General features: G+C 55.2%; 11 protein-coding genes and 4 tRNA genes. 13 read left to right on the forward strand and 2 right to left on the reverse strand.

Features of this window, described 5'->3' with window-relative positions:
• On the reverse strand, window positions 1-960 hold the full coding sequence (gene srlE, locus AX755_RS14520) for a PTS glucitol/sorbitol transporter subunit IIB (RefSeq protein ID WP_020689263.1): 960 nt from the start codon (window positions 958-960) through the stop codon (window positions 1-3).
• Complete coding sequence (srlA, locus tag AX755_RS14525) at window positions 957-1,520, reverse strand: PTS glucitol/sorbitol transporter subunit IIC (protein WP_013098444.1); 564 nt, start codon at window positions 1,518-1,520, stop codon at window positions 957-959. The genes srlE and srlA overlap by 4 nt, the downstream gene beginning before the upstream one ends.
• Window positions 1,521-1,794: 274 nt before the next feature.
• On the opposite strand from srlA, the gene mltB reads away from it, so the two are divergent.
• The 13 genes from mltB (at window position 1,795) to AX755_RS14590 (ending at window position 11,835) form a co-directional block, all read left to right on the forward strand.
• Entirely contained in the window at window positions 1,795-2,895 is a 1,101-nt protein-coding gene (gene mltB, locus AX755_RS14530; RefSeq protein ID WP_023620633.1) for a lytic murein transglycosylase B, read from the forward strand.
• A 242-nt stretch (window positions 2,896-3,137) separates the two neighbouring features.
• Window positions 3,138-3,791 (forward strand): metal ABC transporter ATP-binding protein, encoded by a 654-nt coding sequence (locus tag AX755_RS14535; protein ID WP_013098442.1) that lies wholly within the window; start codon window positions 3,138-3,140, stop codon window positions 3,789-3,791.
• Window positions 3,788-4,648 (forward strand): metal ABC transporter permease, encoded by an 861-nt coding sequence (locus AX755_RS14540; RefSeq protein ID WP_013098441.1) that lies wholly within the window; start codon window positions 3,788-3,790, stop codon window positions 4,646-4,648. Before AX755_RS14535 ends, AX755_RS14540 begins: the two co-directional genes overlap by 4 nt.
• Window positions 4,649-4,662: 14 nt before the next feature.
• The gene (locus tag AX755_RS14545; RefSeq protein ID WP_061772095.1) at window positions 4,663-5,541 is read left to right on the forward strand and encodes a metal ABC transporter substrate-binding protein; all 879 of its coding nucleotides are present in this window, start codon (window positions 4,663-4,665) and stop codon (window positions 5,539-5,541) included.
• Window positions 5,542-5,670: 129 nt separating this feature from the next.
• Complete coding sequence (gene pncC / locus AX755_RS14550; protein ID WP_013098439.1) at window positions 5,671-6,168, forward strand: nicotinamide-nucleotide amidase; 498 nt, start codon at window positions 5,671-5,673, stop codon at window positions 6,166-6,168.
• 89 nt (window positions 6,169-6,257) lie between these two features.
• Window positions 6,258-7,316: a recombinase RecA gene (gene recA, locus AX755_RS14555; protein WP_013098438.1), complete on the forward strand. Its 1,059-nt coding sequence runs from the start codon at window positions 6,258-6,260 to the stop codon at window positions 7,314-7,316.
• 68 nt (window positions 7,317-7,384) lie between these two features.
• Window positions 7,385-7,885 carry a recombination regulator RecX gene (gene recX / locus AX755_RS14560; RefSeq protein WP_013098437.1) on the forward strand — a complete coding sequence of 167 codons (501 nt, stop codon included), beginning with the start codon at window positions 7,385-7,387 and terminating at the stop codon, window positions 7,883-7,885.
• Window positions 7,886-8,016: 131 nt separating this feature from the next.
• A complete protein-coding gene (alaS, locus tag AX755_RS14565) occupies window positions 8,017-10,644 on the forward strand; it encodes an alanine--tRNA ligase (RefSeq protein ID WP_062856979.1) in 2,628 nt (875 codons plus the stop codon).
• 241 nt (window positions 10,645-10,885) lie between these two features.
• Window positions 10,886-11,071: a carbon storage regulator CsrA gene (gene csrA, locus AX755_RS14570; RefSeq protein ID WP_000906486.1), complete on the forward strand. Its 186-nt coding sequence runs from the start codon at window positions 10,886-10,888 to the stop codon at window positions 11,069-11,071.
• Window positions 11,072-11,414: 343 nt separating this feature from the next.
• Window positions 11,415-11,507, forward strand: a tRNA-Ser gene (locus AX755_RS14575).
• Window positions 11,508-11,511: 4 nt separating this feature from the next.
• Window positions 11,512-11,588 (forward strand) — tRNA-Arg (locus tag AX755_RS14580).
• A 64-nt stretch (window positions 11,589-11,652) separates the two neighbouring features.
• A tRNA-Arg gene (locus AX755_RS14585) sits at window positions 11,653-11,729 on the forward strand.
• Window positions 11,730-11,758: 29 nt separating this feature from the next.
• Window positions 11,759-11,835, forward strand: a tRNA-Arg gene (locus tag AX755_RS14590).
• Window positions 11,836-11,841 lie beyond the last annotated feature (6 nt).

An 11,841-nucleotide genomic window follows, 5' to 3' on the forward strand; every position in this document is an offset into this window, starting at 1 on the left:
TTATTGATAAATAAAGCCGGAAACGAACCAGGCAATCAGCACCGTCGGTGCGCCCGTCAGGAAACGACTGACCAGCACAGACGGCACGCCCACGCGTACGGTGTCCTGGCGCGCTTCGGCCAGCGACAGGCCAACAGGAATGAAGTCGCAGGCTGCCTGAGCGTTAATGGCAAACAGCGCAGGCAGAGCCAGGTGCGGAGGAATGTTGCCCAGACCAATCTGCACGCCAATCAGGACGCCGATGACCTGAGCAATCACCGCCCCCGGGCCGAGGAACGGCGACAGCAGCGGGAAGGAGCAGATCAGCGCCAGCGTCACCAGACCGAGCGGGTGGCTGGCAAGCGGGGCAAGGCCGTGGGCGATCCAGTCTCCCAGACCGGAGGCCATGATGATGCCGATTAACGCGGAGACGAAGGCCATAAACGGCAGAATGGTTTTTAGCACCGTGTCGATGGTGTCGCGCCCGGACTGGAACAGTACCGCCACGGCGGATCCCATTCCCATGCCGACCTTCGCCAGCAGGCCGTCGCTCTGCTCGGTGATCTTCTTACTGGTGTCGTAATCACGCGGTGCGGCTTTTTGCGGCGCGGAAGTGCCATTCACCAGCGTGATGTTGTCCTCCTTCACGCCTGAGACATAAATGTCTTCGAGGATGTACTGCGCCAGCGGGCCTGATTTTCCGGTGGAGTGAATATTCACCGTCGGAATGCGACGCTTCGGATAGAGGCCGCAGCGCAGGGTGCCACCGCAGTCGATAACTGCCACGCCGATTTCCGCCTCTGGTGGTTCGCCTTCTTTGAAACCGTCGACCGCTTCCCAGCCGGTCAGCTCGCGTAGTTTGTCGACAATCGCCGGGCGTGTGCCTGCGGTGATATAGACGATTTTTTTGCCTTCGGTGGCGTCGAACTCCAGCGGGCCGCCCCAGCCACCCGTACCTTTCTCAATGCGGATCCGGCTCATGCTGTGGCTCCTGACAAATGAACGCGTTGCTCAAGCTGGATGCCCATTTTTTTCTCAAAAATGGTGGTGGTGAGATCGGTCACCCAGCCACGGAAGAAGTTGGTGACCAGGCCGACCAGCAGATAGCTCACCGCCAGTGGGCCGAGCGGCAGGCCAAGCGTGGTCAGGCCGCTGGCAATGCCGAGATAAACAAACAATTCCCCCGGGTTGATATGCGGGAACAGGCCGTTCATGGAGTGACAGCTATATGAGGCGGCGGCGTAATAACTCGGCTTGTATTTTTCTGGCATAAAGCGGCCGAGGCTTAAGGTCATGGGGTTGCAGAAAACGAAGGTTCCAATGCAGGGCAACAGCAGGTAACGGGATAACGGGTTCCCGGCACAGCGTTGGGCGAAGCGTTCAATGCGTTGCTGGCCGATAAAATTAATCAGCGCGTTCATGATCACCAGCAGGCTGATCAGCAGGGGCAGGATCCCGGTCACCATGCCGGTGAAGACTTCTCCGCCTTTCTGAAATAGCCCGATGAACCACTCGGCGCCGTGGGTGATGGTTTCTATCATTCTTCTCTCCTGTGAGGCTTTTCTTGTTTTGTATTACCGGGACTAATAATAATCACTTTGAAAGGTTTTAAAGTGTTAATCAGATCTCACAATGAAAGAAAAATGGATTATTTTGAAAGTTAATGGGCAGGGGAGACGCATTTTGGTTGAAAAAAGCGCAGATTTGCGTTGAGGAGCGTAAAGATTTGGTGGGTAAAGCGCGTACCGCTTCCTTGAGGTGTTGCGGATGCTTTACCATACTGGGTTCTTATCGAACCCGTTAAATGGATGTCCCATGTTCAAGCGTCGTTATGCAGCGTTGTTACCTGCGCTTATTCTGCTGTCCGCCTGTAGTAGTAAACCCAAGACTGAAGCCGCTGTGCAGACGGCTGGCGCGCCTTCAGGAGGATTCCTGCTGGAGCCGCAGCACAATATGATGCAGATGGGGGGCGACTTCGCGAATAACCCGGCGGCCGAACAGTTCATCGATAAAATGGTGAGCAAACACGGCTTTGACAGACAGCAACTGCATGAAATCTTGTCGCAGGCGAAACGTCTGGACTACGTGCTGCGCCTGATGGACAGGCAGGCACCGTCAGCGCAGGTGCCAACCGGGCCAAACGGTGCGTGGTTGCGCTATCGCAAACAGTTTATTACCCCGGACAACGTGCAAAATGGTGTGGTGTTCTGGAATCAGTATGAAGATGCCCTCAATCGCGCGTGGCAGGTCTACGGCGTGCCGCCTGAAATCATCGTCGGCATTATTGGTGTGGAAACGCGCTGGGGCCGCGTGATGGGTAAAACGCGCATTCTTGATGCGCTGGCCACGCTCTCGTTTAACTATCCGCGTCGTGCCGAGTACTTCTCTTCCGAGCTGGAAACCTTCCTGCTGATGGCGCGTAACGAACAGGATGACCCGCTCGATCTGAAAGGGTCGTTTGCCGGAGCGATGGGCTACGGCCAGTTTATGCCCTCTTCCTACAAACAGTATGCCGTCGACTTTAACGGAGATGGTCACATCAACCTGTGGGATCCGGTGGATGCCATCGGCAGCGTGGCGAACTACTTCAAGGCACACGGCTGGACGCCGGGTGGGCAGGTTGCCGTGCAGGCTAACGGCGAAGCGTTTGGTCTGGAAAACGGCTTCAAAACCAAATACAGCGTTGCGCAGCTGACGGCGGCAGGTTTAACGCCAACGCAGCCGCTGGGTAATGTCGATCAGGTGAGCCTGCTGCGTCTGGATGTAGGAACCGGGTATCAGTACTGGTACGGTATGCCGAACTTCTACACCATCACCCGCTATAACCACAGCACGCACTATGCGATGGCCGTGTGGCAGCTGGGCCTGGCGGTATCGCAGGCGCGTGTCCCTGCGGCGTCACCGTTCAGTCAGTAAGTCGCTTTATTCCCCCCTCTCCCACGGGAGAGGGGAATTTTGCAGAAACATTTCGCCACACTCCCTTTGCAAACGCGCCATTTACATCTCAATCGCCTTTCATTATTGTTACGTTATAACATTTAATGTGGTGTCAACATGTCAACGTCCCTTTTCTCTTTGTCTGCGGCAGTTAGGTTTCTGCTGGCGCTGGTGATTATCGTGTTTATCGGGCTGGCCGTGCGCTGGGCGGTGGCATTGCCATGATTGTCATGGATGAACTGGTTGCGGGTTACGACCGCATGCCCGTTACGCGCGCCTTGTCGGGCGTGATTGAACGCGGAAGCATGACCGCCATTATCGGGGCCAATGGATGTGGAAAATCCACGCTGCTCAAAACGCTCGCCGGGTTTATTCCGCCGGTGAGCGGCCGTTTTCGCTGGCAGGAGAAACGCCCGGTGATTGGCTGGCTGGCACAGCGTCACGCGCTGGAGGCGCAGTTTCCGCTGACGGTGCAGGATGTGGTGAGTATGGGCTGCTGGCCGCGTGTGTCGCTCTTTTCCGGCTTTCGTCGGGAAACACGCTCGCGCATTGCCAGCGCGCTGGAGCGTGTCGGGCTGGACGCCATGGCGTTATCTACCATCGATGCACTCTCCGGCGGCCAGTTTCAGCGCATGCTGTTTGCGCGGATCCTGGTGCAACAGGCGCCGCTGGTGATGCTGGATGAACCTTTTACCGGCGTCGATGAAGCTACCTGTAATGTGCTGATGGACCTGATGCTTGAGATGTACATGCAGGGCCAGACCCTGCTTGCGGTATTGCATGACAGCGAGCGCGTATCGCGTCATTTTCCGCAAACACTACGGCTGGATACGGCTATTCCGCACTGGAAAACCGAGCGGGTGAGGGTGGCATGATCTGGCATCTCTTCTTTCAGCCTTTTATCGAATACGGCTTTATGCGTCGCGCGCTGGTGGTGTGCCTGGCGCTGTCCGTCAGCACCACGGCACTGGGCGTTTTCCTTCAACTGCGCCGGATGAGCCTGATGGGCGATGCTCTATCACACGCCATTTTACCCGGCGTTGCGGTGGGCTATCTGCTGAGCGGTATGTCACTGCTGGCGATGAGCATCGGCGGGTTTATCGCTGGGATCGCCGTGGCGCTGGTGGCCGGGCTGGTCAGTCGACGTACGCCGCTCAAAGAGGATGCCAGTTTTGCCGGGTTCTATCTCGGCTCGCTGGCGCTGGGCGTGACGCTGGTGTCGCTACGTGGTTCGAACGTCGATCTGCTGCACCTGCTGTTTGGCTCCATTCTGGCGGTGGATAACGACGCCGCGCTGTTTGTGGCTGGCGTATGCATCTTCACGCTGGTGACGCTGGCAGTTTTCTATCGTGGGCTGGTGACCGAGGCGTTCGATACCGCCTGGCTACAGGTTAATGCCCGCTGGCTGCCCGGCCTGTTGCACGGGCTGTTTCTGGCGCTGTTGGTGCTTAACCTGGTGGCCGGTTTTCAGGTTCTCGGCACGCTGATGGCCGTCGGGCTGATGATGTTGCCGGCGGTGGCGGCACGCTGCTGGGTGCGCACCCTGCCAGGGTTGCTCTGCCTGGCGGGCATCAGCGGCGTTTTTTGCGCATGGCTGGGGTTAAGCCTCTCCTGGGCGGTGAGTTTACCCGCCGGGCCGTCCATCGTGCTGACCGCCAGCGCGCTGTTCTTTATTTCTGTTTTATTTGGCACACGAAGCCACCTGGCTGGCAGCCTGCGTGCGCTTTTTTAACGCAAGGGGAAATGATGAAACGTACAGGGTTAATAATGGCGCTCGCGCTCGGGATGTTGTCACAGGGCGTAATGGCGAAAACGCTTAATGTGGTCACCAGTTTTTCCATTCTGGGAGATATCACGCGTGAGGTAGGGGGAGACCGGGTCAATGTGACCACGCTGGTGGGGCCGGACGGCGATCCGCATACCTTTGAACCGTCGCCGAAAGACAGTGCGGCGCTCAGCAAGGCCGATGTAGTGGTGGTGAACGGTCTGGGGCTGGAGGGCTGGCTCGACCGTCTGGTGAAGGCCTCCGGATTTAAGGGCCAGCTGGTGGTGGCTTCGACCGGGGTGAAAACCCACACGCTTGAAGAGGACGGGAAAACCGTGACCGATCCGCATGCCTGGAACAGCGCGGCGAACGGGGCACTGTATGCGCAAAATATCCTTGCCGGTCTGGTAAAAGCTGATCCTGAAGATAAGGCGGCGCTGGAGGCCACCGGTCGACCCTATATCGCGCAGCTTATGCAACTGGACAACTGGGCCAAAACGCAGTTCAGCCAGATCCCGCAGGTAAAACGTAAAGTCCTCACCAGCCATGACGCCTTCGGCTACTTCAGCCGCGCCTATGGCGTAACCTTTATTGCGCCGCAGGGCTTGTCGTCAGAGAGCGAAGCCAGCGCAGCGCAGGTGGCTGAGATTATCAATCAGATTAAAGCGGACGGGGTGAAAACCTGGTTTATGGAAAACCAGCTCGACCCGCGCCTGGTTAAACAAATTGCCACGGCCACCGGTGCGCAGCCGGGGGGCGAACTTTACCCGGAGGCGCTGTCGGCCAAAGGCGGCGTGGCGGATACCTACGTTAAGGCGTTTCGCCATAACGTGAATACCCTCGCCAGGAGCATGAAGTAACCTTTTCTTAGCCGGTGCATTCGCATCGGCTTTTTTCTGAACCCCCCTCGTAAAACATGATCCTCATCTCCATATCTGACGAGAAAGTGCTATCTTGTGCTGCACGTTTTTCTGATGCCCGGAGCGAGAATGACTGACCATGAATTGATGCAGCTTAGCGAAGTCGTAGGACTGGCGCTTAAGCAACGTGGCGCGACTATCACGACTGCCGAATCCTGTACCGGCGGCTGGGTTGCTAAAGCCATTACCGATATTGCAGGCAGTTCCGCCTGGTTTGAACGCGGCTTTGTGACCTACAGTAACGAAGCTAAAGCGCAAATGATTGGCGTGCATGAATCCACGCTTGAACAGCATGGCGCGGTCAGCGAACCGGTGGTGATTGAGATGGCGATTGGTGCGCTGAAAGCGGCGCGTGCAGATTATGCCATCTCTATTAGCGGTATCGCCGGCCCGGACGGCGGCAGTGACGTGAAGCCTGTCGGCACCGTCTGGTTTGGTTTTGCCACCTCTAAAGGTGAAGGGATCACGCGTCGCGAGTGCTTTAGCGGCGATCGTGAAAGCGTGCGTCGTCAGGCCACCGTTTATGCGTTAAAAACGCTCTGGCAACAATTTCTACAAAACACTTGATACTGTATGACCATACAGTATAATTGCACCAACAGAACAGAAATCCACGGTGAAGCACAGTCGCTTCTCCCGGCATGACAGGAGTAATAATGGCTATCGACGAAAACAAACAGAAAGCGTTGGCGGCAGCACTGGGCCAGATCGAAAAGCAATTCGGTAAAGGCTCCATCATGCGCCTGGGTGAAGACCGTACCATGGATGTGGAAACGATCTCCACCGGTTCGCTTTCTCTGGATATCGCGCTGGGCGCGGGCGGTCTGCCAATGGGCCGTATCGTAGAGATCTACGGGCCAGAATCCTCCGGTAAAACCACCCTGACGCTGCAGGTGATTGCCGCGGCGCAGCGCGAAGGTAAAACCTGTGCCTTTATCGATGCCGAGCACGCGCTGGACCCTGTTTATGCTCGTAAGCTGGGTGTGGATATCGATAACCTGCTGTGTTCTCAGCCAGATACAGGTGAACAGGCGCTGGAGATTTGTGACGCGCTGGCGCGTTCCGGTGCGGTTGACGTTATCGTGGTCGACTCCGTTGCTGCGCTGACGCCAAAAGCGGAAATCGAAGGCGAAATCGGCGACTCTCACATGGGCCTCGCGGCACGTATGATGAGCCAGGCAATGCGTAAGCTGGCCGGTAACCTGAAGCAGTCCAACACGCTGCTGATCTTCATCAACCAGATCCGTATGAAAATTGGCGTAATGTTCGGTAACCCGGAAACCACTACTGGTGGTAACGCGCTGAAATTCTATGCTTCTGTCCGTCTGGATATCCGCCGTATCGGTGCGGTGAAAGAGGGTGAGAACGTGGTGGGGAGTGAAACCCGCGTGAAGGTCGTGAAGAACAAGATCGCCGCGCCGTTCAAACAGGCTGAATTCCAGATCCTCTACGGTGAAGGTATCAACTTCTTCGGCGAACTGGTTGACCTGGGCGTGAAAGAGAAGCTGATCGAAAAAGCGGGCGCATGGTACAGCTACAACGGCGATAAAATTGGTCAGGGTAAAGCGAATGCGATCTCCTGGCTGAAAGAGAACCCGGCTGCAGCGAAAGAGATCGAGAAGAAAGTGCGTGAGCTTCTGCTGAACAACCAGGACTCTAAACCTGATTTTGTGGTTGATGGTGCGGATGCTGAAGAAACTAACGAAGACTTTTAAGGCTTTCGTTTAAAAATGAAGGGCTGCTGATGCGGCCCTTTTTGCATTTCTGAACCAGCAGGTTTTTTATGAGCGAATCCACAACGCGTCGACCCGCTTATGCGCGATTACTGGACCGCGCGGTGCGGATCCTTGCCGTGCGTGACCACAGTGAACAAGAGCTGCGGCGTAAACTGTCGGCCCCGGTGATGAGTAAAAATGGGCCGGAAGAGATTGATGCCACCGCGGAAGATTATGACCGGGTGATTGCCTGGTGCTACGAGCATCACTATCTGGATGACGACCGTTTTGCTTCCCGGTTCCTGGCCAGCCGTGGCCGCAAGGGATACGGTCCGGCGCGTATTCGTCAGGAGCTGAACCAGAAGGGCGTTGCCCGTGAGTCCATCGAAAAAGCAATGCGCGACTGTGACACCGACTGGTGTGCGCTGGCAAAAGAGCAGGCGATTCGTAAATACGGTGAACCGCTGCCGCGTGAATTTTCAGAAAAAGTCAAAATCCAGCGCTTTTTGCTCTACCGCGGCTTTCTGATGGAAGATATTCAGGATATCTGGCGTAATTTTGCCGATTGAACGCATGCGGGATTTTACTTCCCACCAAAGAAAACTTATCTTATTCCCACTTTTTCCAGTAGCAGGTCTGTCCAGGGGTTTACCGATACCGGCTTGCTACGACATTTCGTTAGCTTGATTTCAGGATAATTATGAGCAAGAGCACCGCTGAGATCCGTCAGGCGTTTCTCGATTTTTTCCATAGTAAGGGACACCAGGTTGTTGCCAGCAGCTCCCTGGTGCCGAACAACGACCCAACTCTGCTGTTTACCAACGCCGGGATGAACCAGTTCAAGGATGTGTTCCTTGGTCTCGACAAGCGTAATTATTCCCGCGCCACAACCTCACAGCGTTGCGTGCGTGCGGGCGGTAAACACAACGACCTGGAAAACGTCGGTTACACCGCGCGCCACCATACCTTCTTCGAAATGCTGGGTAACTTCAGCTTCGGCGACTATTTCAAACATGATGCTATTCAATACGCGTGGGAACTGCTGACCGGTGAAAACTGGTTCAACCTGCCGAAAGAGCGTCTGTGGGTTACCGTCTATGAAACCGATGACGAAGCCTACGAAATCTGGGAAAAAGAAGTCGGTATCCCGCGCGAACGTATTATTCGCATCGGTGACAACAAAGGCGCACCGTACGCGTCTGACAACTTCTGGCAGATGGGTGACACCGGCCCTTGCGGTCCATGCACCGAGATCTTCTACGATCACGGCGACCACATCTGGGGTGGCCCTCCAGGCAGCCCTGAAGAAGACGGCGATCGCTACATTGAGATCTGGAACATCGTCTTCATGCAGTTCAACCGTCAGGCCGACGGCACCATGGAGCCGCTGCCAAAACCGTCCGTTGATACCGGTATGGGCCTGGAGCGTATTGCGGCTGTTCTGCAGCACGTTAACTCCAACTACGAAATTGATCTGTTCAGCACCTTGATCAAAGCCGTTGCAGAAGTGACCGGCGCGACCGATCTGAACAACAAATCACTGCGCGTAATCGCAGACCATATCCGTTCCTGTGCGTTCCTGATTGCTGACGGTGTTATTCCGTCGAATGAAAACCGTGGCTATGTGCTGCGTCGTATCATTCGTCGTGCTATCCGTCACGGCAACATGCTGGGCGCGAAGGACACCTTCTTCTATAAGCTCGTTGGGCCACTGATTGGCGTAATGGGTTCTGCAGGTGACGAGCTGAAACGCCAGCAGGCGCAGGTTGAGCAAGTACTGAAGACTGAAGAAGAGCAGTTTGCACGTACGCTGGAGCGTGGTCTGGCGCTGCTGGATGAAGAACTCGCTAAGCTTAAGGGCGACACGCTGGATGGCGAAACCGCCTTCCGCCTGTACGACACTTACGGCTTCCCGGTTGACCTGACGGCGGACGTTTGCCGTGAGCGCAACATCAAAGTGGACGAAGCGGGCTTCGAAGCGGCGATGGAGGAGCAGCGTCGTCGTGCGCGTGAGTCCAGCGGTTTTGGCGCAGACTACAACGCGATGATCCGCGTGGACAGCGCGTCTGAATTCAAAGGTTATGAAGCGCTGGAACTGACTGGCAAAGTGACCGCCCTGTTTGTTGACGGCAAAGCCGTAGGCAGCATCAGCGCAGGTCAGGATGCAGTTGTCATTCTGGATAAAACTCCGTTCTATGCGGAATCCGGTGGTCAGGTTGGCGATAAAGGCGAACTGAAAGGCAACGGTTTCAGCTTCAGTGTGAACGACACTCAGAAATACGGCCAGGCGATTGGTCATCTGGGTAAACTGGTTTCAGGCTCCCTGAAAGTGGGCGAGGGCGTTCAGGCTAATGTTGACGAAGCGCGCCGCGCACGCATCCGTCTGAACCACTCGGCAACGCACCTGATGCACGCTGCACTGCGTGAGGTTCTGGGAACGCATGTTGCACAGAAAGGTTCTCTGGTTAACGACAAAGTGCTGCGTTTCGACTTCTCGCATTTTGAAGCGATGAAACCGTCTGAGATCCGTGCGGTGGAAGATCTGGTGAACGCGCAAATCCGTCGTAACCTGCCAATCGAAACCCACATTATGGATCTCGACGCGGCGAAGAAAAAAGGTGCGATGGCCCTGTTTGGTGAGAAATATGACGACCGTGTTCGCGTATTGAGCATGGGCGACTTCTCTACCGAGCTATGCGGTGGCACACACGCATCGCGTACCGGTGATATCGGTCTGTTCCGCATCGTTTCTGAATCCGGTACGGCGGCAGGCGTGCGTCGTATTGAAGCGGTGACCGGTGAAGGCGCGATTGCCAGCCTGCATGCGCAGAGCGACCAACTGCACGATATCGCGCAGCTGTTGAAAGGCGATACCCAGAATCTGGGCGAGAAAGTGCGTGTTGCGCTGGATCGTACTCGCCAGCTGGAAAAAGAGCTGCAGCAGCTGAAAGAGCAGGCTGCGGCGCAGGAGAGTGCAAACCTCTCCAGCAAAGCTGTAGACATTAAGGGCGTCAAACTGCTTGTCAGCGATCTGGCAGGTGTAGAGCCTAAGATGCTGCGTACCATGGTCGACGATCTCAAGAACCAGCTTGGTTCGACGGTTATCGTACTGGCGACGGTAGCAGAAGGTAAGGTTTCTCTGATTGCGGGCGTCTCTAAGGATGTGACCGACCGCGTTAAAGCAGGGGAACTGATTGGCATGGTTGCCCAGCAGGTGGGTGGCAAAGGTGGCGGTCGTCCGGACATGGCGCAAGCCGGTGGTACGGATGCGGCGGCACTTCCTGCGGCATTGGCCAGCGTTGAAAGCTGGGTAAGCGCGAAACTGTAATAACTACAAAGCACAAACAGACGCCATAGCGGTAACGTTATGGCGTCTTGTTCACTGCACTATCGATAACGATAAAGTCAGGTTGAGTTTGTGTATATCGGCTAAACTTACGTTTAACAGAATGTGATGCCGTGACTGCTTACACTTTACGTGTTTGTCATCGCTTACTTTTTGGCGTTATATGATGGATAATGCCGGGATACAAGAGACCCGACTCTTTTAATCTTTCAAGGAGCAAAGAATGCTGATTCTGACTCGTCGAGTTGGTGAGACCCTCATGATTGGGGATGAGGTCACCGTGACAGTTTTAGGGGTAAAGGGTAACCAGGTACGTATTGGTGTTAACGCTCCTAAAGAAGTATCTGTCCACCGTGAAGAGATCTACCAGCGTATCCAGGCTGAAAAATCCCAGCAGTCCAGTTACTGATATTGTCGCGTCTCGCTGTCGGGCGAGACGCAACCCCTCCTGTTATTTTTCCTGCTTAAAGTTACCGTTCGATTTCAATCGCTCTGTTTTTAACCACTCTCGCCAGCTTATCTCGTCCAAACCACACGCTTCTCTTCATAGATTTCTGTGAGGATGTCTGCAAAATCCGCTTATAAAACACTCTCTTTGCGGCTTTTACATGCGAATTGCCTGTGATTTGTGCAAACGATAAAAGCTTTTGGAAAATTGTTTGACTTATAAGTCCCAGAAAGTAATATATGCGCCACGCAGCGACGAGAAGCTCTTAACGAGTGGCTCGAAGCACTCGAAAGAGGCGTTGTGTGGTGAGGTGGCCGAGAGGCTGAAGGCGCTCCCCTGCTAAGGGAGTATGCGGTCAAAAGCTGCATCCGGGGTTCGAATCCCCGCCTCACCGCCATTTTGCATCCGTAGCTCAGCTGGATAGAGTACTCGGCTACGAACCGAGCGGTCGGAGGTTCGAATCCTCCCGGATGCACCATCTATTACTTCATATTGCTTTAGAAGTGATATGAACATCGAGCAGTACAGTAGTAAATCCCGATGCATCCGTAGCTCAGCTGGATAGAGTACTCGGCTACGAACCGAGCGGTCGGAGGTTCGAATCCTCCCGGATGCACCATTTACTATTTCTGAAAGCAGTACCCTGATGCATCCGTAGCTCAGCTGGATAGAGTACTCGGCTACGAACCGAGCGGTCGGAGGTTCGAATCCTCCCGGATGCACCATCTATT

The sequence above is a fragment of the Enterobacter sp. SENG-6 genome (assembly GCF_001605945.1).
Lineage (GTDB): Bacteria > Pseudomonadota > Gammaproteobacteria > Enterobacterales > Enterobacteriaceae > Enterobacter > Enterobacter cloacae.

Coding starts and splice junctions, on each gene's coding strand:
- srlE (WP_020689263.1), bottom strand. CDS start 960: ATGAGCCGGATCCGCATTGAGAAAGGTACGGGTGGCTGGGGCGGCCCG.
- srlA (WP_013098444.1), bottom strand. CDS start 1,520: ATGATAGAAACCATCACCCACGGCGCCGAGTGGTTCATCGGGCTATTT.
- mltB (WP_023620633.1), top strand. CDS start 1,795: ATGTTCAAGCGTCGTTATGCAGCGTTGTTACCTGCGCTTATTCTGCTG.
- AX755_RS14535 (WP_013098442.1), top strand. CDS start 3,138: ATGATTGTCATGGATGAACTGGTTGCGGGTTACGACCGCATGCCCGTT.
- AX755_RS14540 (WP_013098441.1), top strand. CDS start 3,788: ATGATCTGGCATCTCTTCTTTCAGCCTTTTATCGAATACGGCTTTATG.
- AX755_RS14545 (WP_061772095.1), top strand. CDS start 4,663: ATGAAACGTACAGGGTTAATAATGGCGCTCGCGCTCGGGATGTTGTCA.
- pncC (WP_013098439.1), top strand. CDS start 5,671: ATGACTGACCATGAATTGATGCAGCTTAGCGAAGTCGTAGGACTGGCG.
- recA (WP_013098438.1), top strand. CDS start 6,258: ATGGCTATCGACGAAAACAAACAGAAAGCGTTGGCGGCAGCACTGGGC.
- recX (WP_013098437.1), top strand. CDS start 7,385: ATGAGCGAATCCACAACGCGTCGACCCGCTTATGCGCGATTACTGGAC.
- alaS (WP_062856979.1), top strand. CDS start 8,017: ATGAGCAAGAGCACCGCTGAGATCCGTCAGGCGTTTCTCGATTTTTTC.
- csrA (WP_000906486.1), top strand. CDS start 10,886: ATGCTGATTCTGACTCGTCGAGTTGGTGAGACCCTCATGATTGGGGAT.